Raw genomic sequence first — 19,255 nt, 5'->3', positions numbered from 1 at the left:
CACGGTCGGTCCTCACGTCCCCCGGTGCCCGGAGCGGGCACCCGCGCGGATAGCTTCCGGGCAGGCGTGATTCTACGACCCCCGCCGGACGCCAGGCGGGTGACCGGGCCGCAGGACGTCCTCCCCGGCCGGGGACGGGGCCGGGGAGGACGAGCGGGCGGGTCAGGCGAAGGCCGTGGCGAGCCAGGACTTCCAGGCGTTGTCGGTGGCCTCGGCGTCCACGCCGGGGATGAAGCTGTGCTGCTCCACCACCACGGTGTCGCGGTACCCGTGCATGAACATGTAGAGCGCGTCGTCGGTGCACACGCTCGGGATGCTCGGGTAGTCGGTGCTGGCGACGACGCCCTCGGCCTCGGGGAGACCCGGCACCGTGAGGCGCACCCTGTCCCCCGCGGCGATGGTGCCGGTCAGGCCGAGCACACCCTTGAACGCCTCCCACACCCGCTCCTGGTCGGGCACCTGCGGGCCGGGGAGCAGCGTGTTGAACGTCGAATGGCGGCCGGGGAAGTACTTGAGGTAGGCGGCCAGCTTGCGCATGTACTGCGGGTCGCCCTTCTTCAGCGCGTCGTACTGCGCCTCCCAGTCGTCGCCGAGGAAGCCGCTGTGCACCAGCCGCAGGACGGTGCTCGCGCCCGCCCGCCCCTCGATGAGGTAGTCGAAGGCCATGAACGTTCCGTCGGGGTTCTCCGCGCTCTGGTAGGCGAACCGCTTGGACGGTTCCCACGCGGTCACGGTGGAGGTCTGGGTGTACCCCATCATCGTGTGGGTCGCCGTGCCGCCCTCGCGGGGCTCCACCTCGTTGCGGCCCATGAACCACGAGTCGATCCCCGGGCCGGTGGAGATGGCCTCCCACACCTGCTCGGGGGTCGCGTCGAGCGCGATCTCATCGCGCACCTCGAACTCGTGCCGCATGTCACTGCTCCTTCGTAGGGGTCTCGCTCGCCTGGGTGCCGGCCGGTTCGATCCTGACGCTCGGGTGGACGGCGACGACGATGCGGTGGTCGCGCCCGCCCTCGGCCGACTCGTCGTGGTACTTGCCGACCAGATGGGTGACCGCGCGGGCCAGTTCCTCGGCGAAGGCGGCGCGGTCGGCGGCCGAGGCGAAACGGATCTCGCCGTCGATCGCGAACGTCGCCACCTTCTTGCGGGCCTTGCCCGCGCCGGTGATCAGGGCGCCCACGTCGCGCACCAGCCGGGCCGCGACCGCCAGCAGCCACCGCGCCGAGAGCTGGTCGGGCGACCGGGACGGGTCGGGCTGGACCGACGCCAGCGCCGTGGGGGAGATCACGTACGACGCCGCGATGGCCCGCATCACCCGCTCGGTGACGTTGCCTTTACGGCGCTCCTCCACCAGCTCCACCAGGCCGTACCGCTCGAGCGTCTTCAGGTGATAGTTCACCTTCTGCCGAGGCAGGCCCACCTTGGCGGCCAGCATCGTGGCCGAACCGGGCACCGACAACTCGGCGAGCAGCCGGGCCCGCACCGGGTCCAGCGAGACCTCGGCCGCGGCCGGATCCTCGATCACCGCCACATCCAACATGTCGCAACACTCTCAGCGACAATATTGTTCGTCAAGGTGACCGAAATCGTCGGCATATTCACGTTTCAGATCGGACCGTAGTGCGGCCAGCAGCCACCGGCCCGCCGCCGCGATGCTCGGCCGCACCGGATGGCGGCTGATGACGCACATGACCTGCCAATATCGCGCAGGGTCCGCGCCGGCCGCAGCCGTGCGGCGGCCTCGGCGTCGTAGAGCCGGTAGCCGGCCCGGGTGCGGCCGGTCGGCGGGACACCCCATGTCGGACCAGTGGCGGACCAGCTTCACCGTCATGCCGGTACGCTCCGCCGGCTCGCCGATGGTCAGCAGCGTGGTGTCGTCGTGCACGCGACCAGCCTCCGGTCTCCCATCCTGGGAGGGTCAACCCTACCCACGGCGGCGCCCGGGGCCGGGACGGCGCCGCCCCCGGGCCGATCAGGTAAGAAACCTTTCTGTTAACTTGTGCGGGTGGAATCGCACGTGGTGAGACGGGTCCGCATGGCCGTGGCGGTGACGTTCGCGGTGCATGGGGCGGTCACCGGCAGCTTCGCCACCCGTATCCCCTGGCTCCAGGAACACCTGCACGCCGGGCCGGGCGAGCTGGGCCTGGCCCTGCTCGCGCCCGCGGTCGGATCCATGATCGCGATGCCGACGGCCGGGCGGCTCATCCACCGGCTCGGCGGCCGGGCGAGCACGCGGTGGCTGATCGCGCTGTGGAGCCTGATGCTCGCCCTGCCCGCGCTGGCGCCGAACCTGGCCGTGCTGTGGGTCACGTTCCTGGTGTACGGGGCGGCGGCCGGCATGTGCGACGTCGCCATGAACGCCCAGGGCGTGGTCGTGGAGCAGCGGATGGGCCGTTCGATCATGTCGGGGCTGCACGGGATGTGGAGCGTCGGCGGGCTGGCCGGCGGCGCGATCGGGGTGCTGGCGGCGCAGACCGGGCTGGACGCCCGGATCCACCTGGGCGCCATGGCGGCCGTGCTGCTCCTGGTCGGCCTCGCGATCGGCCCCCGGCTGCTGGACATCCGGGCCGAGGAGGGAGCCGACGCCCCCCCGAGGTTCGTCCTGCCCTCGCGGCACGTGCTCGTCCTCGGGCTGATCGGGTTCTGCGCGGTGTTCGGTGAGGCGGCCAGCCAGGATTGGTGCGCGGTCTACCTGAGGCAGATCACCGGGACCTCCGCCGGGGTCGCGGCCGTCAGCTACACGGCGTTCGCGTTCACCATGGCCGCCGGGCGGCTCTGCGGCGACATGGTGGTGCGCCGGCTGGGCGCGGTGCCGACCGTGCGGATCAGCGGGGTGGTGGCGACGGCCGGCGGGATCCTCGTCGTGGTCGCCCGCACACCGCTGCCGGCCATCGCCGGGTTCATGCTGATCGGGCTCGGGGTGGCGGTGGTCGTGCCCCTGGTGTTCGGAGCGGCGGGGAACGCCGCGCCGACGCCGGGCGAGGGCGTGTCCGGGGTGGCCACGATCAGCTACACCTCGGGGTTCATCGCGCCGAGCGCGATCGGCGGCATCGCGTCCTTCAGCAGCCTTTCGGCCTCGTTCGTGCTGGTCACCGTGCTCATGGTGGCGGTGCTGCTGAGCGCGGGGGCGCTGGCGCGGCGGCCGTCCTTCCGCCCGGCCTCCGACCTCGCCCCCATGTGAGCGGCCACTCAGCCTGCGGCGCGGCGGGCCTCGATGCGGGCCATGTGCTCGTGCCCCCAGTCGCCGAGGGGCACCAGCGCCTCGTTGAGCGTGGCGCCGAAGCCGGTCAGGGAGTACTCCACCTTGGGCGGCACCTCACGGTAGACCTCGCGGTGGACGAGCTCGTCGGCCTCCAGCTCCCGTAGCTGCTGGATCAGCATCTTCTCGCTGATGCCCGTAAGGCTCCTGCGCAGCTCCCCGAAGCGGTGGGGGCCGTCGTGGAGCTGCCACAGGATGCGCGCCTTCCACTTCCCGCCCATGAGGTCGACGGCGGCGTCCAGTCCGCACGCGTAGGGCAGCCTCGCCATGGCGTCCTTCCTTACAAAAAGGTAAGTACCTCACTTATTTGTACGTACTTGCCGATGGTACTGCGAGGGGACGAGGCTCAGGAACGCGGCCGGCGATGATCCGCCGCCGCGCTTCGATCCGACCCGGAAGAGGACCACATATGAGCGAGTACGCGGGCAAGAAGGCCGTCATCACCGGCGGGACGATCGGCATCGGGCTGGCCACCGCCGCCGCGCTCACCGAAGGCGGCGCCGAGGTGGTGCTCACCGGCCGCAACGAGCGGAACCTCCAGGCCGCGCGGCGGGAGCTCGGGCCCCGGGCGCACGTCGTACGGTCGGACACCTCCAGCATGGCCGACATCGACACGCTCGCGGCCCTGGTCAGGGACCGGCTCGGCCAGGTCGACCTGGTGTTCGTCAACGCCGGGATCGCGCTGCTCGAACCGCTCGGCCAGGTGACAGAGAAGACCTACGACCAGACCTTCGACGTCAACGCCAAGGGCGCCTACTTCACCGCGCAACGCCTGGCGCCGCTGGTCCGTGAGGGGGGCTCGCTGGTGTTCACCACCTCGATCGCCAACGGGTCCGGCACGCCCGGCATGAGCGTCTACGCCGGGACCAAGGCCGCGCTGCGCTCGTTCACCAAGGTCCTGGCCGCCGAGCTGCTGCCGAGGGGGATCCGGGTGAACGCGGTGAGCCCCGGCTTCATATCGACCCCGACCATGGGCGCCGCCGAGGCGACGCCGGAGGAGCGCGCGGCGTTCGAGAGGCTGGGCGACCGGATCACCCCCATGGGACGGCACGGCTCGGTGCACGAGGTCACGGCGGCGGTGCTGTTCCTCGCCTTCGGCGCCACCTTCACCACCGGCGCTGAACTGACCGTCGACGGCGGCCTCGCCCACCGCCTCACCCCGGCCGGCGCCTGACACCCGCACCTGGCCGGGTGCCCCACAAAGCGAGCGCCCGCTTCGGACATCCGATACCTTGACATTCGAGACATATTTGGCTTGATGGTCGAGGTACGTGAATGCCAAGAGAAATGCCGGACGGCCTCAAGCAGGGCCTGGGGGCGGCCGCGCAGGCGCAGCAGTCCGCCGTGGACGCCCTGGACGAGGCGGCGGCCACCAGCCTCGGGGTCAACCGGACCGACCTGCGCTGCCTGGAGGTCCTGCTGGCGTGCGAGGCCACCACCCCCAGCGGGCTCGGGATCGCGCTCGGGCTGACCACGGGCAGTGTGACCGCGATGCTCGACCGCCTGCAGCGGCTCGGCTACCTGACCCGCTCCCCCGACCCCGGCGACCGGCGCAAGGTGGTCGTGCGGATCACGCCGGAGGCGGCGCGGCGGGCCTACGAGATCTACGGGCCGATCGCCGAGGAGGGGACCGGGTTCCTGTCCGCGTACACCGTCGAGGAGCTCCGGCTGATCACCGGCTTCCTGCGGCGCTCACGCGAGCTCTACGAACGCCACCTGACCCGGGTGCGCGACCTGCCGGGAACCGCACCCTCCCGGCGGGGATGACCGGTTTCACGCTCTCCCGGCCGCGCCGGCCGACCCGCCCATCTCCGGGCCGAACCGGTCTCAGCGCGGGCCGCCCACCCGCGTGAGGAAGTCGTGCAGGGCCCGGTTGAAGTCGGCCGGGCGTTCCAGGTTCGGCATGTGGGCGGCGCCCTCGACCACGGTCAGCGTGGCGCCGGGGATGCGCCGGTGCATGAACTCGGCGTCGGCCACCGGCGTGAACGCGTCGTCGCGCCCGGCCACGACGAGCGCGGGCACCGCGACCCCGGCCAGTGAATCGGCGTAGTCGGGGCGCTCGGCCCGGCCGCGCAACGCCGCCGCGGCCCCCTCGGGAGGCGCCGAGCGCATCATGTCCAGCACGTGCCCGGCCACCTCGGGCAGCGCCGCCACGTTGTACGGGGCCACCATCGTCGCCAGCACCTCCCGCGCGTAGGGGCCCATGCCCTCGCGCAGCAGCCGGTCGGCCATGGCGTACCGCGCCCGCCTGCCGTCCTCGGTCTCGGCCTGGGCGAAGGTGTCGGCGAGCAGGAGCCCGCGCACCCGGCCGGGGAACAGCCGGTGGAACTCCATGACGATCTGGCCGCCCATCGACAGCCCGCCGATCACCACCTGGTCCAGCCGCAGGTGGTCGAGCAGGGCGGCGATGTCGGCCGCGAACACCGAGAGCGGCGTCGTGCCGGGCACCACCGTGCTCTCGCCGTAGCCCCGCAGGTCCGGCGCGATCACCCGCCACGCGGGGCCGGCGAACTCGGCGAGCTGCGGGGCCCACATCGTGCGGTCGAACGGGTGGCCGTGCACCAGGACGAGCGGCGTCCCGGCGCCCCGGTCGTCGTACCCGACGGTGATCCCGTTGACCGCTGCCCTGCTCATGACCACGTCCTCCCCCGGCCGGCGCCCGCGCGGTGCGCGTCCCCGGCAGCGGTCCCGCCGCTGACGGCGATGCTAGGACGGGCACCCCGGCGAGTGCAATATCATCATTGCACTCGGTGCAATCCAAGCTTTGCTACCAGGGGGTGCTTGATGGAGGACTACCGGCGGGTCGCCGACGCCGTGGCCGCCGACATCGCCGCCGGGCGGCTGCGCCCCGGCGACCAGCTCCCCCCGCAGCGCGCGTTCGCCCGCCGCCGGGGCATCGCCGCCTCCACCGCCGCCCGGGTGTACCGCGAGCTGGCCAGGCGGGGGCTGGTGGCCGGCGAGGTCGGCCGGGGCACGTTCGTGCGCGCGGCGGAGCGCTCGTACGGGCCCGCGCTGGTGGAGCCCGGCGGGGCCAGGGTCGACCTGGAGCTGAACTACCCGTCGGCGCCGGGGCAGGCCGCCCTGCTCGCAGAGGGCCTGGGCCGCCTGCTGCGCCCCGACGTCCTCGAGGCGGCGCTGCGGCCCGCGGGCCCGTCCGGCACCCCCGAGGCCCGTGACGCCACGGCCCGCCTGCTGGCCCGAGGCGGCTGGGAACCCGACCCCGCGCGCGTCCTGTTCGCCGGGAACGGCCGCCAGGCCATCGCCGGAGTGCTGGCCGCGCTGGTGCCGCCGGGCGGGCGGCTCGGCGTGGAGGCGCTGACCTACCCGGTGGTCAAGGCCGTCGCCGGGCGGCTCGGCGTCATCCTGGTCCCGCTGCCGGGCGACGAGCACGGGCCGCTGCCCGGCGCCCTGGCCGCCGCCCACCGCGCCACCCCGCTGCGCGCGGTGTACCTGCAGCCGACCCTGCACAACCCGCTCGGGACCACCATGCCCCCGGACCGGCGCGCCGAGATCGCCGCCACCCTGCGCGCGCTCGGCCTGCACGCGATCGAGGACACCATCTGGGCCTTCCTGCGCGAGGACGCCGGGCCGCCGCTGGCCGCGCTGGCCCCCGGCCACACGATCCTGGTGGACAGCCTGTCCAAGCGGCTGGCCCCCGGCCTGACGGCCGGCTTCGCCGTGGCGCCCCCGGACCAGGTCCTCCCGATCGCCGCGGCGTTGCGGTCGGGGGCCTGGACGGCGCAGGGCCTCGCCCTGGCGGCCGCGACCCGGTGGATCGCCGGCGGCACCGTGGCCGCCCTGGAGCGGGCCAAGCGCGAGGACGCCGCCGCGCGCCAGCGGGCGGCCCGCCTGAGCCTCGCCGGGCTCGCCGTACGCGCGGACCCGCACTCGTACTACTGCTGGCTGGAGCTGCCCGAGCCCTGGCGCGCCGAGACCTTCGTGGCGGCGGCCGCGCGGCGCGGCATCGCGGTCACGCCCGCGGCCTCCTTCGCCGTCGCGACGCGGAGCGCGCCCCCGGCGGTGCGCGTCGGGCTGGCCTCGCCGCCGGTCGGGGTGCTCTCCGAGGCGCTGACGGTCCTGGCCTCCCTCGCGCGGTCCACCCCCGAAGACGCCGCCGCCGACTGATTGTGGGGTGGTCCAGGGGGAACACAGGAGAAAACTGGGGCCGGACCGGCCCCACCTACCGGCCCGTCTTTCGGCATCGGCGGCCAATGTTGTCTATTGTTTCGACGTGCCGATGAAAGAGAACGACTTCCCCGTAGCCCTGTCGCTCCGGCCGGAGCGCTCGGTGCTCGTCGTGGCGCCCCCGCAGGACGCGGCGGGCCACTGGGCGGGCGCGCCGAGCGCGGTGCTCAGCGACGGAGTGATCTACCTGGCCTACCGCCTGCGCCGCCCGATCGGCCAGGGGCGCGGGTACGCCGTCGTCGTGGCCCGGTCGCTCGACGGCGAGCGGGGTGAGCGGTTCGAGACGATCTACACCCTCGGCCGCGAGGAGGTCGACACCGAGTCCCTGGAGCGGCCCGCCCTGGTGCGTACCCCCGAGGGCACCTGGCGCCTGTACATCAGCTGCGCCACCCACAACACCAAGCACTGGCGGGTGGAGGTGCTGGAGGCCGACGACCCCTCGCGGTTCGACGCCACGCGGCGCTCGGTCGTGCTGCCCGGCGACCCCAAGACCGGCGTCAAGGACCCGGTGATCGTGCACCACGACGGCCTGTGGCACCTGTGGGCCTCGGTCCACCCGCTCGCCGACCCCGGCGAGGAGGACCAGATGGTCACCGACTACGCCACCAGCGCCGACGGCCTCGAATGGACCTGGCACGGCACCGCCCTGAGCGGCCGCGCCGGCACCTGGGACTCGCGGGGCACCCGGGTCACCTCGGTGGTCCGCGCCGGCGACACGATCCTCGCCGCCTACGACGGGCGGGCCAGCGCCGCGGAGAACTACGAGGAGCGCACGGGCCTGGCCACCGGCCCCGACCACGCCACCTTGACCCCGGTCGGCACCGAGCCGATCGCGTGGTCGCCCCACGGCGGGCTGCGCTACCTGGACGTCCTGGAGCTCCCGGACGGCAGCCTGCGCCTGTACTACGAGCTCACCCGCGCCGACGGCGCCCACGAGCTGCGCACCGAGCTGCGCTGACCCCCGCGTCCCGGCGTGGTGGACCCGGCGGGCACGGTCGTCGCGTCCGTCACGTCGTCGCGCGGACGGTCAGCCGCAGTTCCAGTGCCACGTCCCGGGGGGTGGCCTGCCGGGCGAGCCGCTGGATGAGGCGTTCCATGGCGGCGTGGCCGGATTCCTCCAGCGGCTGGCGGACGGTGGTGAGGTCCATGACCTCGGCCAGCTCGCCGTCGTCGAAGCCGATCACGGCGACGTCGCCGGGGACGGCCAGGCCGAGGTCGCGGGCGGCCCGCAGCACCCCGGCGGCGAGGGTGTCGTCGGCGGCGAAGACCGCGGACGGGCGCTCCTCGCGGGACAGCAGGTCCCGGGCGGCGGCCAGGGCGTCCCGTGCGCGGTGGCGGACCAGCCGTACGTCGTCCTCGCCGAGGTCGTGACCGGCTTCGGCGAGCGCGGCGCGGTATCCGTCGAGCCTGAGCCGCGATGGCGACAGGTAGCGGTCGGATCGCTGGGCCTCGCCGAGGAACCCGCACCGGCGGTGCCCGCGCTCCATCAGGTGCGCGGCGGCCAGACGGCCGCCCGCGACGTCGTCGGTGTGGACCGAGTCGAACCCGGGGTGGCGCATGTCGAGCAGGACGGCAGGCGGTCCCAGGCCGATGAGCCGGTCGGCCACGGTCGCGTCCAGGGGAAGGCTGACCACGATGAGGCCGTCGAGCCTGCCGGTGATCGGCAGGCTCGCCAGCAGGGGCGCGGGGCTCTCGGCGGCCGATTCCTGGTCGTACAGGACGACTTCCAGCGATCGCGAGCCGACGGCCTGGAGGATGCCGTTGAGGCGGCGGGCCACCGACGGGTAGGAGGTGTGGGGCGCGATCACGCCGATGCGCCCGGCGCCACGGCGCGCCTTGGCCACGGCGTCCGGCCGGGGGGTGAAGCCGAGCGCGTCCACGGCGGCCAGGACCCTGCGGCGGGTCCGCTCGCCCACCTTGCCGGGTGAGTTGAGGGCCCTGGACACCGTGGCGATGCTGACGCCCGCTTCGGTGGCCACGTCGTAGATGGTCGGCGGGCTGCTCACGGGTGTGCTCTCCTTCGGTGCGGTCGCTGCGTCGATCCTATGATGAAAGTGCTTTCATGGAAGCACTTGACAGTGGGACGGCCGATCCCTTGTCCTGGAACGGCGGCCTGGCGCCGTCCTTGGACGGCGGCCTGGCGCTGTCCTGGAACGGTGGCCCTGGCGTGCCGTGGGGATGCGGCCTGAGATCGAGGAGGAGCGATGAGCCGTTCGCATGTGGTGACGGGGGGTGGCCGGGGGATCGGCCGGGCGCTGGTCGAACGGCTGGCCGCCGCGGGCGACACGGTCGTCGCGGTCGAGCGGGATCCGGCGGCCCTGACCTGGGCGGACGACCACCCCGCTGGAGGGCGCCTGATCGTCGTGACCGGCGACGCCGCCGACGAGCGCGTCACCGAACGGGCAGCCGACGCGGCCGAGGCCGCGGCTCCGCTGGCCGGATGGGTCAACAACGCCGCCGTGTTCCGGGACGCCTCGGTGCACTCGGCCACCGCCCGGCAGATCCTGGAGCTGATCGCGCTGAACCTGGACGCGGCCGTGGCCGGATGCGCGACCGCGGTCCGCCGGTTCCTCGCCGCCGGTACCCCCGGGGCGATCGTCAACGTCTCCTCCCACCAGGCGCGCCAAGCGGTCCCGGGTTCGCTGCCGTACGCGACCGCCAAGGCGGCCATCGAGGGGATGACCCGGGCGCTGGCGGTCGAGTACGGCCCGCGTGACATCCGGGTCAACGCGGTGGCGCCCGGCTCGGTGCGCACCGAGCGCTACGACGGCCTCCTGGCGTCGCGAGGACCGGCGGAGGCCGCCCGCGTGGAGCAACGGATGGCCGGCCTGCATCCGCTGGGCCGGGTCGCCGACGCGCGCGAGATCGCCGCCGCCATCGCGTACCTGCTGTCACCGGACGCGGGCTTCATCACCGGCGCGACCGTACCGGTCGACGGCGGCCGCACGATCCTCGCCCACGACCCCGAGGCGAGAAGCTGACCGGGCCCGCGCGGGGGGTCAGGGGAGGCGGGGGCGGCCGTTGCGGGCCTGGCGCTGGCCGGGGGGGCGGTCGCCCATCAGGCCGCCCGACCGGTCGCGGGGGCCCAGCCAGTCGCCGAACACCTCACCGGTGACGCGTTCCAGCAGGGCCACGTCGTCCTCGAACCTCGGGATCAGGGCCTGCCGCTCGTCCCAGCCCAGCGGGCGGCGCGGGCGGCCCCGGTCCTGCAGGGCACGTTCGAGCGGCTCGGTGATGCGGGCGGCCAGCGACCCCGGGAGGTGGCGCCCCACCGTCGCGCCCGTACGGAGCACGCGCGACAGCGCCTGGTGGCGCAGCGTCGGATCGGGGTGGGCGGTGACGTTCTCGCGCGGCACCTCGGTGATCACGCCCTGGGCCACGCCGAGGAACCCGCAGATGCGATCCAGCGTCGCCACGGGCTCGTCCACCAGGTCGCGGTAGCGGAACAGCAGGACATTCTCCCGGGGGAACAGGCCGAACAGGTGCTGGAGCTGCTCGCCGTACCGGCCAAGGCCGACGTAGTGCCAGAACGCCGACCAGCCGGCGGCGGCGCGGCGCTCCTCCTCGGCGCAGGCGCGGACCACGTCGCCGATGGGCTCCAGGCCGGCCGACCACAGGTGCGTCCAGTTGGAATGGGCCCGCTCGACCGGGTCACGCAGGATGACGATCAGTTTGGCCGCCGGGATCAGCGCGTGGATGCGGCGCTGAGCCCCACGGTCGTACAGGTAGAAGGGGGTGGACTCCCCCGTGAGCGTCCCGGGAGGGGCCGCTTCGAACAGCGCCTCGTAGTCCGGGCGGCTCCACACGTGCTCCCTGAAGGTCTGCGCGTCCCCAGGGCCGCCCCGGGTGGGCGGCGGGCCGTCGGTGAGGAAGAACTTGGGTTCCTTGACCGCGGACATGAACAGGGAGGGGTGCCGGGCGAGCGCCATGTGCAGCGCGGTCGTCCCCGTCTTGGGCGCCCCGATCACCAGGAAATCCGGTAGAGCCATCCTGATCTCCTCGGCACAGGCGACATCAGCGAGCATTATACCTACTGATTACGTAGGAAATAGCGGGCTTTGACCCCAGGTCCGCGTCAGGCCGTGCTCGGTCCTCGTCAGGTCGTGCTCGGTTCGCGGTGGTCGCTCAGGGGCGCGTGGTGGTCGGCGTCGCTGGGCCCGTCGGGGTCGGCGTGCACGGTGGCGGCGCGCAGGCGGGGCACCTCGTGGATCAGGCGGTGCTCGGCCTCCACGGCGACCGCGTGCGCCTGGATGAGCGTCAGGTGGTGGTCGACCACGATGTCGACCTCGGCCCGCACCACGTGACCGACCCAGCGTATCCGGACCGTTCCGGCCCGCAGCACCCCGGGCGTCGCCGCGAGGACCCGCTCCGCGTGGTCCAGCAGGGCGGGGTCGACCGCGTCCATCAGGCGGTGGTACACCTCCCTGGCCGCGTCGCGCAGCACCAGGCAGATCGCGAAGGTGATCAGCAGGCCCACGATGGGGTCGGCGATCGGGAACCCGAGCGCGGACCCGCCGGCGCCCGCCAGCACGGCCAACGAGGTGAACCCGTCGGTGCGGGCGTGCAGGCCGTCGGCCACCAGGGCCGCCGAGCCGATCTCGCGGCCCACCCTGAGGCGGTAGCGGGCCACCCACTCGTTGCCGGCGAAGCCGATCAGGCCCGCCGCGGCGACCCACCCCACCGCGTGGACCTCTTGCGGGGCGATCAGCCGTTCGACGGCCTGGTACCCGGCGAGCACGGCCGAGGCGGCGACGACGATCACGATGACCAGGCCCGCCAGGTCCTCGGCCTTGCCGTAGCCGTAGGTGAACCTGCGGGTCGCCGCGCGCCGGCCGAGCCAGAACGCGACCGCGAGCGGGACGGCGGTCAGGGCGTCGGCGAAGTTGTGCAGCGTGTCGCCCAGCAGCGCCACCGACCCGGACATCGCCACGACCACGGCCTGCGCGGCGGCGGTGACGACCAGGACCGCGAACGACAGGCCGAGGACGCGGATCCCCCGGGCGCTGGACTCCAGTGCGGTGTCGGTCCTGGCGGCACTGTCATGACTGTGCGGGGTCAGCACATGCGCCCCCCACGCGACCACCCCCCTGACCCACCGCCCCCACCCCGTCGCGCCCTGCCCACCACCGTGGCCATGTCCGTGGCCATGTCCGTGGCCATGTCCGTGGCCATGGGTGCGGCCATGGGTGCGGGCCTCGGCCGGGCCGTCGGGGGTGTCGTTGTCGTGGGCGTGGGGCTCGTTGGGGGGTGGAGAACCGGGCCGTTGCTGGTCGGACATGGTTTCCTCGCTTGCGGACGACGACCGTTGCGGGCAGTATATGTAGTCATGTACGCACGCGACAACGAATCAGGTGCGCATCCGTTGCAGGAGCGACCCACCGCCGCCCAGGTGGAGACGGCCGTCGAGTCCTTCCGCATGCTCAGCGACGGGACGCGGCTGCGCCTGATGTGGCTGCTCGCCTCAGGCGAGTACGACGTGTCGTCGCTGGCCGGGGCGATCGAGGTGGCCCGGCCCTCGGTGTCGCAGCACCTGGCGAAGCTGCGCCTGGCCGGCCTGGTCGAGACCCGCAGGCACGGCCGCCGCGTCCTGTACCGGGCCCGTGACGCCCACGTCCGCCGGCTCATCGCCGAGGCCCTGTTCCACGCCGACCACGAGGTCTCCGGCATCCCCCGCCACGACACCTGACTCCCCCGCCGCCCTGGATCTGCTCCCCCGCCGCCCTGGATCCTTCCTCCGCCGGCCCCTGGATCCCTTCCTCACCGCATGGACCCGGCTCGGTCCCGGCCCGCACCGCGTGGTGCCGGACGGCCGGGGCGGGCTCAGCGGGGGCGGACCATCAGGGTCAGGGGGACCCGCAGGTTGGGCGACGGCTCGTGGGGGACCTCGTCGGCGGCCAGCTCGTACCCCGGCAGCAGCGCCTCGACGACGCCGCAGGCCAGCGCCGTCCCCTGCCCGGCGCCCGGGCACGGCCGCAGCCCGGAGCCGAAGGTCAGGTGAGAGGGCGCCTGAGCGGACGCCGCCCGGCCGGGGTCCAAGTTGAGGTGAGGGGACGCCGTCCGGCCGGGGTCATAGGTGAGGTGAGGGGACGCCGCGCGGCCGTGGTCGAAGGTCACGTGAGGGGACGCCTGGAGGGACTCGGCCCGGCCGGGCTCGAAGCGGTGCGGGGCAGTGAACACGCGCGGGTCGCGGTTGGCGGCGGCGAGGTCGAGCACCACCAGCGTGCCGGGTGCCAGCGGCCGTCCCGCGAGCTCGGCGCCCTCGGTGGCCAGGCGCCGCGTGGACCGGACCGGAGGGTCGAGGCGCAGGGTCTCGGCGACGAGCGCGTCGGCGGACCACCGGAGTGACAGGCCGGGCGGGAGCCGGAGGGCGGCGTCCAGGGTGTTGCCGATCAGCCCGGCGGTCGCGTCGCACGCCTGTACGAGCGTCCCGATCCGGTTCGCCACCACCTCCAGATCCCCCGAACGGCCACCCTCCAGATCCCCTGAGCGACCACCCTCCATGTCCCCCGAGCGGTCGTCCTCCAGATTCCCCGAGCGGTCGCCGCCGAGCAGGGTGAGCAGCTCGTCCACGGCGGCGTCGGCGCGGGCGGTGCGATGGGCGTCCGCTCCCGGATGGTAGGCGGCGGCGACGGCCGACACGGCCGCCACCAGAGCGTCCAGATGGCCGTCGGCGACTCCGAGCGCACCGCCGAGCACGCGGAGGGGGACGGCACGTGCGAGCAGCGACATGACGTCGACCGGCCCGCGTCCGGCCCGCTCCAGGACGGCCGCCGCCTCGGACCGCGCGGCGACACGCAGCGCGCGGGGGTCGGTGAGGTCGAGGTCGGCGCGCACCAGGGCACGGCGGCGCTCATGCGAACGCCCGGCACTGAACCGCGACACCCGTCCACGCAGCCACGCCACGGTCCCGGGCACCTCCGTGCCGCCGGGCGGGGGTGGCGGGACGGTGAAGCGCGGATCGGCCAGTACGGCGCGCACCTCGGCGTGGCCGGTGACCACGAGGTCCGGGCCCGGGGCGACGCAATCGGCGTGGGTCGTCATGCCGCGACCCTAGGACCGCATCGTTTCACCCCGCACCGAAGCGTCCCGCCCCCGCTTCCCCGCTCACCGCTTCCCTGCTCACCGTCTCCACTTCACCGTCTTCGCCTCACCGCCCCCGCTTCACCGCCCCCGCTTCACCGCCCCCGCTTCACCGCCCCCGCTTCACCGCCCCCGCTTCACCGCCCCCGCTTCACCGGGCGCGCGAGCAGGACGGCCGTCCCCCGGGTCGTGCCCGAGGGACGGTGCCGGTCAGGGCCAGGTGAAGTTCAGCTCGCGTTCGAAGTTCACGTAGCCGCCCCGCAGGAACGCCTGGGCCATCGGGACGTTGCCGAGGTCGGTGGCCGCCCGGATGCGGGGCACGTCCTCGGCCGCGAGCACGCGGGTGCCCTCGGCGAGGATCTCCCCGATGTACCCGTTGCCCCGATGCGCGGGAACGACGCCGATGTAGGCGATGATCGGGTTGTAGGAGTTGTGCGCCGGGATGACGAACCCGACCGGTTCGCCGCCGGGCAGCGTGGCGATCCGCCACCAGTCCTGGTGGGCGGTGTACCCGTCGAACTCGCCGTCGTAATGCTCGGCCGCCGCCCGCTCGGGGGTCATCCGGCCCAGGTCGTCGCGGCTGTGGGCGTCCAGCGTCCCGTCCAGCACCAGGGTCATGAGCGCGAGGAGCTCCTCGCGGTCGGCCACCGGACGGAACGCCAGGCGGCCGGTCGGCGGCGCGATGGGCGTTCCCGGGTGCCAGTCGAAGCGGAGCCGTTCCACGAACAGGCGGGCGCCGGTCCGTTCCAGGGCGGCCACGCGGTCCTCGACGGCGCGCCGGACACCCGGGTCCTCCCGCCAGTCCGGCGGTACGAACCGGATGAACTCCGGCGGACGACCACCCTTCGGCAGGATCTCGGCCATCGCGGCGGTGAGCAGCCGGACGCCGGTGTCCACCCGCCCGGGTTCCTCGGCGACGTCGAACACGTCGAAGAGCATCGGCCTGCTCTCGTGGGGCCTGCTCCACCAGGCCGCCCGGGCGACCAGGCGGTCACCGCGCAGGGCCACCCACATCCACTCCGGCCTGCGGCGGCCGGATTCCAGGTCGTCGGCGAACTCGTGGTCGAGCCCGTAGGGCAGCCGGGAGAAGAGATCGAGTTCCTCGCGCCCGGTGATCGGGCGCATGGTCAGGTCATGCTGTACTGCGGTCAAGGCACTCTCCTGTGGAGGCGCGCCCGCCCGCCCGGGGGTCAGCGGCGCCGTACGCCCCGGGAGGACACGAGCGCGGTGAACGTGGTGATCATCGGCGCGCCCTCCTTTCTTCTCGCCACCCGCCGGGGACGGCGGGTGCATCCAGCCGCAAGTTCTATCCCCTCCCCGCCGGCCCCGGCAACCACTTTTCCCACCGGCCACGCCCACGAACCGGCGCACCACGTGCGGTCACGTACCCGGCGCAGCGGGTACGGTCCGCGTCCGGCGCGCCCGGTACGGTCACGCGTCCGCCGTCCGGTTTCGGTCACGCGTCCAGCGCCGGGGGCGGTCAGGCGTCTGTGCGGGTGAGGCGGAGTGTCGCGGCGCCGAGTGCGAGCGCCAGGTAGGCCACCAGGACCGCCAGCGCGCCGAGCGGCGGCAGCCCGACGATACGGGCGAACGGCCCTTCGGTGATCGAGGAGGCCGAAGCGGTCACCCCGGCCAGCTCGCCGGGCAGGTTCGGCAGCATCGCCGCGCTGATCCGGCCCTTCCACGGATCCGGCAGGTACGTGGAGACCGAGGGCAGGACGAAGGCCAGGAACACGACCGAGACGACGCCGCCCGCGGTGGACCGCATGAGCGTGCCCAGTCCGAGCCCCACCAGGGCGATCACCATGACCGACAGGCCCATGGCGGCGAGCAGCGGCAGCCGGTCGGCCACCGGGGCGGTGTTGCCCGGGAAGGGCCGGCCGCCGATGATCCACCGGCCGGTGAGGAAGACCGCCACGATGGTCGCGGTCCCCATGACCAGCGTGACCGCGCCGGTCGCGGCCACCTTGCCGCCCAGCATGACCCCCCGCCGGGGCACGGCGACCAGGCTGGCCGTGATCGTCCCGGTCGCGTACTCGGAGGTGACCGCGAGCACGCCCAGGATCCCCACGACGAGCTGCACGAACGGCAGGAAGTACTCCTCCAGCGGTATGGCCTGGAACCGCGCCTTGACCTCCGGCGAGGCCTGGTCGTAGTAGGTCACCCCCTGGATCGACAGCAGCACGCCGAACAGCACGACCAGGGCGGCCACGGCCAGCACGTAGTACGTCGAGCGGACCGACCGGAGTTTCAACCACTCCGCCGCGATGACATCGCTCATCGTCCCCCTCCTTCGGTGATCGCCCGATGCTCCGCGCTGTCGGCGGTGAGTTCCATGTAGGCCTCCTCCAGGCCCGCGCCGCGCGGGGTCACCTCGTACAGCGCGATGCCGTTGCGGGCGGCCAGGTCGCCGATGCGGTCCACCTCCATCCCGGTCACCGACAGCGCGCCGCCGGGGTCGGCGGTGACACCGGCCCCGGCTTCGGCGAGCATGCCGGCCAGTTCGTCGGCGCGTGGCGAGCGCACCAGCACGCCGCGGCCGTGACGTGCGGTGAGCTCGGCCACCGAGGTGTCGGCGATCAGGCGCCCGCGTCCGATGATGACCAGCCGGTCGGCGGTGAGCTCCATCTCGCTCATCAGGTGGCTGGACAGCAGCACGGTCCGCCCGCCGGCCGCCAGGTCGCGCATCAGCCCGCGTATCCACCGGATCCCGTCGGGGTCCAGCCCGTTGACCGGCTCGTCGAAGATCAGCACACCGGGGTCGCCGAGCAGCGCCGCCGCGATCCCCAGCCGCTGCCGCATGCCCAGGGAGTACCCCGCGACCCTGCGGCGGGCGACCCCGGCGAGGCCCACCTGCTCCAGCACCGCCGGCACCCGCGCCTGGGCGATGCCGTTGGTGCGGGCGAGCCATCGGAGGTGGTTCAGCGCGGTCCTGCCGCCGTGCACGGCGCTCGCGTCCAGCAGGGCGCCGACCCGGGTCATGGGACGGCGCAGCGACGCGTACGGGCGGCCGTCGACGAGCGCGGCGCCGGAGGCGGGGGCGCACAGGCCGAGGAGCGCGCGCATGGTCGTGGACTTGCCGGCGCCGTTCGGGCCGAGGAACCCGGTCACCCGGCCGGGCCCCACCTCGAACGACAACCGGTCCACGGCGGTGGCGGAGCCGTACCGCTTGGTCAGTTCTCTCACTTCGATCACGCCGGCAACGCTCCCGTACGGCCGCCGTGGCCACATCGCCCCACGGCCGGAACCGGGTCGTGCGGCCGGGGACGCAACGCCTGGTCGCGCCGGGCGGGCACATGCGTCCAGGGGATGACATCCCCAGGTGGGAGGCGAGGATCGGCCGTCCCCGATACCGTCTTGACGTGGACCAAGCGGACGACCCCGGACAACCCATCCCAAGCCTGGACCAAGGTGAGGGGGGATATCAGGAGACGGACGGTCCGGGGTTCGGGACGGTGGTGGGGCCTCGGTTCGGCCGGCGGGGGCTGGTGGTGCTGGACTCGCTGGCGGCGGTGGCTTTCACCGCGTTGATGCTGGGCTTCACGCTGTCCCGTACCCCGGCCGGGGGCGCGGCGGCGCTGGTGGCGCAGTGCCTGCTCGTCGCCGGGATCGCCCTTCCTCCCGCCGCGCGCCGCCTGTGGCCGGTGCCGGTGTTCTCCCTGGTGCTGGGGCTGACGATGCTGTCGCTCTTCGTGGACGTGGCGCACGACTCGTTCGCCTCGGCCGCCTTCGCGATCTACCCGGTCGCGCTCACCCGCCCGGGGCTGCGCTGGGTGCCCACCCGGACGATCGGCGTGCTGAGCGCGGTGGTGGTCGTCGGCTCGGCCCTGTCGGGGCCGATCGGCTGGTGGGAGGGGAGCACCATGTTCGTGACGACGTTGTTCGGCGCGACGCTGATGGGCGGTTCCTGGACGGTCGGCCGCGCGGTACGGGAGCGGCGCCTGTACGTGGATCGCTGGGCCGGGCAGCTCGCCCGCCGGGCCGTCACCGAGGAGCGCCTGCGCATCGCCCGCGAGCTGCACGACGTCGTGGCCCACAGCATGACGCTGATCACCGTGAAGGCGGGCATCGCCGACCATGTAGCCGACGCCCGGCCGGGCGAGGCGCGGGCCGCGCTGCGCGACATCGAGGCGGTGAGCCGGGGTGCGCTGACCGAGATGCGGCACATGCTGGGCGTCCTGCGGTCCGAGACGGGGCCGCAGACGGCCGAGCTGTACCCGGCTCCGCGGCTGGCCGGGCTGGGCGAGCTGGCCGGGCGGGCGGCGCTGGCCGGGGTGCGCGTCGAGCTGGACGTTCGCGACGTGGACCGCCTGCCGGAGGGGGTCGAGCTGTCGGTGTACCGCATCGTCCAGGAGGCGCTGACCAACGTCGTCAGGCACGCCGCGCCGGCGCGGTGCCGGGTGGTGGTGGCCGGCGGCGGCGGGCGGGTGCGCATCGAGGTCGGCGACGACGGTCCGGGCACGCGGGTGCTGCCCGCCCCCGCCGAGCCCGTCGCCGGTCACGGCCTGGTCGGGATGCGCGAACGGGTCATGATGTACGGCGGCGCCTTCCGCGCCGGCCCGGCACCCGGCGGCGGTTTCACCGTGTCGGCCGAACTGCCGTACGAACCAGCCGGAGGTGGGAGCCGATGAACGTCCCTTGGAGCGGCGAGGGGCTCACCGTGTCGGCCGAACTACCGTACGAACCGGCCCGAGGTGGGCGCCGATGAACGTCCCTTCGAGCGGTGAGGAT

The 19,255-nt window shown here is 73.8% G+C and carries 20 protein-coding genes; 8 read left to right on the top strand and 12 right to left on the bottom strand.

Annotated features, from left to right (window positions below; genetic code table 11):
• Nucleotides 1-162: 162 nt before the first annotated feature.
• From NYZ98_RS13990 to NYZ98_RS41365, 3 genes are read right to left on the bottom strand one after another with little or no spacing between them, the layout of a single operon-like run.
• A complete protein-coding gene (locus NYZ98_RS13990; protein WP_262843175.1) occupies nt 163-912 on the bottom strand; it encodes an SRPBCC family protein in 750 nt (249 codons plus the stop codon).
• A gap of 1 nt (nt 913) precedes the next feature.
• Nucleotides 914-1,540 (bottom strand): ArsR/SmtB family transcription factor, encoded by a 627-nt coding sequence (locus NYZ98_RS13985; RefSeq protein ID WP_262843174.1) that lies wholly within the window; start codon nt 1,538-1,540, stop codon nt 914-916.
• A gap of 12 nt (nt 1,541-1,552) precedes the next feature.
• Nucleotides 1,553-1,885 carry a MerR family transcriptional regulator gene (locus NYZ98_RS41365; protein WP_316249565.1) on the bottom strand — a complete coding sequence of 111 codons (333 nt, stop codon included), beginning with the start codon at nt 1,883-1,885 and terminating at the stop codon, nt 1,553-1,555.
• Between the two features lie 120 nt (nt 1,886-2,005).
• Between NYZ98_RS41365 and NYZ98_RS13975 the strand changes: the two genes are divergently transcribed.
• Complete coding sequence (locus NYZ98_RS13975; RefSeq protein ID WP_262843173.1) at nt 2,006-3,181, top strand: MFS transporter; 1,176 nt, start codon at nt 2,006-2,008, stop codon at nt 3,179-3,181.
• A gap of 8 nt (nt 3,182-3,189) precedes the next feature.
• Here the strand turns inward: NYZ98_RS13975 and NYZ98_RS13970 are convergent, their stop codons facing one another.
• Nucleotides 3,190-3,528 carry a winged helix-turn-helix transcriptional regulator gene (locus NYZ98_RS13970; RefSeq protein WP_262843172.1) on the bottom strand — a complete coding sequence of 113 codons (339 nt, stop codon included), beginning with the start codon at nt 3,526-3,528 and terminating at the stop codon, nt 3,190-3,192.
• 140 nt (nt 3,529-3,668) lie between these two features.
• On the opposite strand from NYZ98_RS13970, the gene NYZ98_RS13965 reads away from it, so the two are divergent.
• Together NYZ98_RS13965 and NYZ98_RS13960 are read left to right on the top strand one after the other, a co-directional pair.
• Entirely contained in the window at nt 3,669-4,433 is a 765-nt protein-coding gene (locus NYZ98_RS13965) for an SDR family oxidoreductase (protein WP_262843171.1), read from the top strand.
• 101 nt (nt 4,434-4,534) lie between these two features.
• A complete protein-coding gene (locus NYZ98_RS13960; protein ID WP_262843170.1) occupies nt 4,535-5,026 on the top strand; it encodes a MarR family winged helix-turn-helix transcriptional regulator in 492 nt (163 codons plus the stop codon).
• 60 nt (nt 5,027-5,086) lie between these two features.
• On the opposite strand, the gene NYZ98_RS13955 is transcribed toward NYZ98_RS13960, so the two are convergent.
• Nucleotides 5,087-5,893, bottom strand: coding sequence for an alpha/beta fold hydrolase (locus tag NYZ98_RS13955; protein ID WP_262843169.1), 807 nt, complete (start codon nt 5,891-5,893; stop codon nt 5,087-5,089).
• A gap of 150 nt (nt 5,894-6,043) precedes the next feature.
• Here NYZ98_RS13955 and NYZ98_RS13950 point away from each other — a divergent pair, with 150 nt between their 5' ends.
• Together NYZ98_RS13950 and NYZ98_RS13945 are read left to right on the top strand one after the other, a co-directional pair.
• Nucleotides 6,044-7,384: an aminotransferase-like domain-containing protein gene (locus tag NYZ98_RS13950; RefSeq protein WP_262843168.1), complete on the top strand. Its 1,341-nt coding sequence runs from the start codon at nt 6,044-6,046 to the stop codon at nt 7,382-7,384.
• Between the two features lie 112 nt (nt 7,385-7,496).
• Nucleotides 7,497-8,402: a glycoside hydrolase family protein gene (locus NYZ98_RS13945; protein WP_262843266.1), complete on the top strand. Its 906-nt coding sequence runs from the start codon at nt 7,497-7,499 to the stop codon at nt 8,400-8,402.
• Nucleotides 8,403-8,451: 49 nt separating this feature from the next.
• On the opposite strand, the gene NYZ98_RS13940 is transcribed toward NYZ98_RS13945, so the two are convergent.
• Entirely contained in the window at nt 8,452-9,450 is a 999-nt protein-coding gene (locus NYZ98_RS13940; RefSeq protein ID WP_262843167.1) for a LacI family DNA-binding transcriptional regulator, read from the bottom strand.
• A 198-nt stretch (nt 9,451-9,648) separates the two neighbouring features.
• On the opposite strand from NYZ98_RS13940, the gene NYZ98_RS13935 reads away from it, so the two are divergent.
• On the top strand, nt 9,649-10,425 hold the full coding sequence (locus NYZ98_RS13935; RefSeq protein WP_262843166.1) for an SDR family NAD(P)-dependent oxidoreductase: 777 nt from the start codon (nt 9,649-9,651) through the stop codon (nt 10,423-10,425).
• An 18-nt stretch (nt 10,426-10,443) separates the two neighbouring features.
• On the opposite strand, the gene NYZ98_RS13930 is transcribed toward NYZ98_RS13935, so the two are convergent.
• Together NYZ98_RS13930 and NYZ98_RS13925 are read right to left on the bottom strand one after the other, a co-directional pair.
• The gene (locus tag NYZ98_RS13930; protein WP_262843165.1) at nt 10,444-11,433 is read right to left on the bottom strand and encodes a sulfotransferase family protein; all 990 of its coding nucleotides are present in this window, start codon (nt 11,431-11,433) and stop codon (nt 10,444-10,446) included.
• A gap of 107 nt (nt 11,434-11,540) precedes the next feature.
• Nucleotides 11,541-12,506, bottom strand: a complete 966-nt coding sequence (locus tag NYZ98_RS13925) for a cation diffusion facilitator family transporter (RefSeq protein ID WP_262843164.1) — start codon at nt 12,504-12,506, stop codon at nt 11,541-11,543.
• A gap of 300 nt (nt 12,507-12,806) precedes the next feature.
• On the opposite strand from NYZ98_RS13925, the gene NYZ98_RS13920 reads away from it, so the two are divergent.
• Complete coding sequence (locus tag NYZ98_RS13920) at nt 12,807-13,130, top strand: ArsR/SmtB family transcription factor (RefSeq protein WP_262843163.1); 324 nt, start codon at nt 12,807-12,809, stop codon at nt 13,128-13,130.
• Between the two features lie 134 nt (nt 13,131-13,264).
• Here NYZ98_RS13920 and NYZ98_RS13915 read toward each other — a convergent pair whose 3' ends face one another.
• The 4 genes from NYZ98_RS13915 to NYZ98_RS13900 form a co-directional block, all read right to left on the bottom strand.
• Nucleotides 13,265-14,485, bottom strand: coding sequence for a cytochrome P450 (locus tag NYZ98_RS13915; protein ID WP_262843162.1), 1,221 nt, complete (start codon nt 14,483-14,485; stop codon nt 13,265-13,267).
• A 249-nt stretch (nt 14,486-14,734) separates the two neighbouring features.
• Complete coding sequence (locus NYZ98_RS13910) at nt 14,735-15,676, bottom strand: GNAT family N-acetyltransferase (protein WP_262843161.1); 942 nt, start codon at nt 15,674-15,676, stop codon at nt 14,735-14,737.
• 328 nt (nt 15,677-16,004) lie between these two features.
• The gene (locus tag NYZ98_RS13905; protein WP_262843160.1) at nt 16,005-16,805 is read right to left on the bottom strand and encodes an ABC transporter permease; all 801 of its coding nucleotides are present in this window, start codon (nt 16,803-16,805) and stop codon (nt 16,005-16,007) included.
• Complete coding sequence (locus tag NYZ98_RS13900; protein WP_262843159.1) at nt 16,802-17,719, bottom strand: ABC transporter ATP-binding protein; 918 nt, start codon at nt 17,717-17,719, stop codon at nt 16,802-16,804. Before NYZ98_RS13900 ends, NYZ98_RS13905 begins: the two co-directional genes overlap by 4 nt.
• Before the next feature lie 260 nt (nt 17,720-17,979).
• Here NYZ98_RS13900 and NYZ98_RS13895 point away from each other — a divergent pair, with 260 nt between their 5' ends.
• Nucleotides 17,980-19,155 carry a sensor histidine kinase gene (locus NYZ98_RS13895; protein WP_262843158.1) on the top strand — a complete coding sequence of 392 codons (1,176 nt, stop codon included), beginning with the start codon at nt 17,980-17,982 and terminating at the stop codon, nt 19,153-19,155.
• The last annotated feature ends 100 nt before the right edge of the window (nt 19,156-19,255 follow it).

The sequence above is a fragment of the Sphaerisporangium corydalis genome, from assembly GCF_025506355.1.
Lineage (GTDB): Bacteria > Actinomycetota > Actinomycetes > Streptosporangiales > Streptosporangiaceae > Sphaerisporangium > Sphaerisporangium corydalis.
Note: the sequence above shows the minus strand (reverse complement) of the source record. Positions and strands in the feature narration are given on the sequence as shown.

Bases quoted from the DNA above. Each gene is read 5' to 3' on its own strand.
- NYZ98_RS13935 (WP_262843166.1), top strand. From the start codon at position 9,649: ATGAGCCGTTCGCATGTGGTGACGGGGGGTGGCCGGGGGATCGGCCGG.
- NYZ98_RS13930 (WP_262843165.1), bottom strand. From the start codon at position 11,433: ATGGCTCTACCGGATTTCCTGGTGATCGGGGCGCCCAAGACGGGGACG.
- NYZ98_RS13955 (WP_262843169.1), bottom strand. From the start codon at position 5,893: ATGAGCAGGGCAGCGGTCAACGGGATCACCGTCGGGTACGACGACCGG.
- NYZ98_RS13905 (WP_262843160.1), bottom strand. From the start codon at position 16,805: ATGAGCGATGTCATCGCGGCGGAGTGGTTGAAACTCCGGTCGGTCCGC.
- NYZ98_RS13915 (WP_262843162.1), bottom strand. From the start codon at position 14,485: ATGACGACCCACGCCGATTGCGTCGCCCCGGGCCCGGACCTCGTGGTC.
- NYZ98_RS13945 (WP_262843266.1), top strand. From the start codon at position 7,497: ATGAAAGAGAACGACTTCCCCGTAGCCCTGTCGCTCCGGCCGGAGCGC.
- NYZ98_RS13950 (WP_262843168.1), top strand. From the start codon at position 6,044: ATGGAGGACTACCGGCGGGTCGCCGACGCCGTGGCCGCCGACATCGCC.
- NYZ98_RS13985 (WP_262843174.1), bottom strand. From the start codon at position 1,540: ATGTTGGATGTGGCGGTGATCGAGGATCCGGCCGCGGCCGAGGTCTCG.
- NYZ98_RS13965 (WP_262843171.1), top strand. From the start codon at position 3,669: ATGAGCGAGTACGCGGGCAAGAAGGCCGTCATCACCGGCGGGACGATC.
- NYZ98_RS13990 (WP_262843175.1), bottom strand. From the start codon at position 912: ATGCGGCACGAGTTCGAGGTGCGCGATGAGATCGCGCTCGACGCGACC.
- NYZ98_RS13960 (WP_262843170.1), top strand. From the start codon at position 4,535: ATGCCAAGAGAAATGCCGGACGGCCTCAAGCAGGGCCTGGGGGCGGCC.
- NYZ98_RS13970 (WP_262843172.1), bottom strand. From the start codon at position 3,528: ATGGCGAGGCTGCCCTACGCGTGCGGACTGGACGCCGCCGTCGACCTC.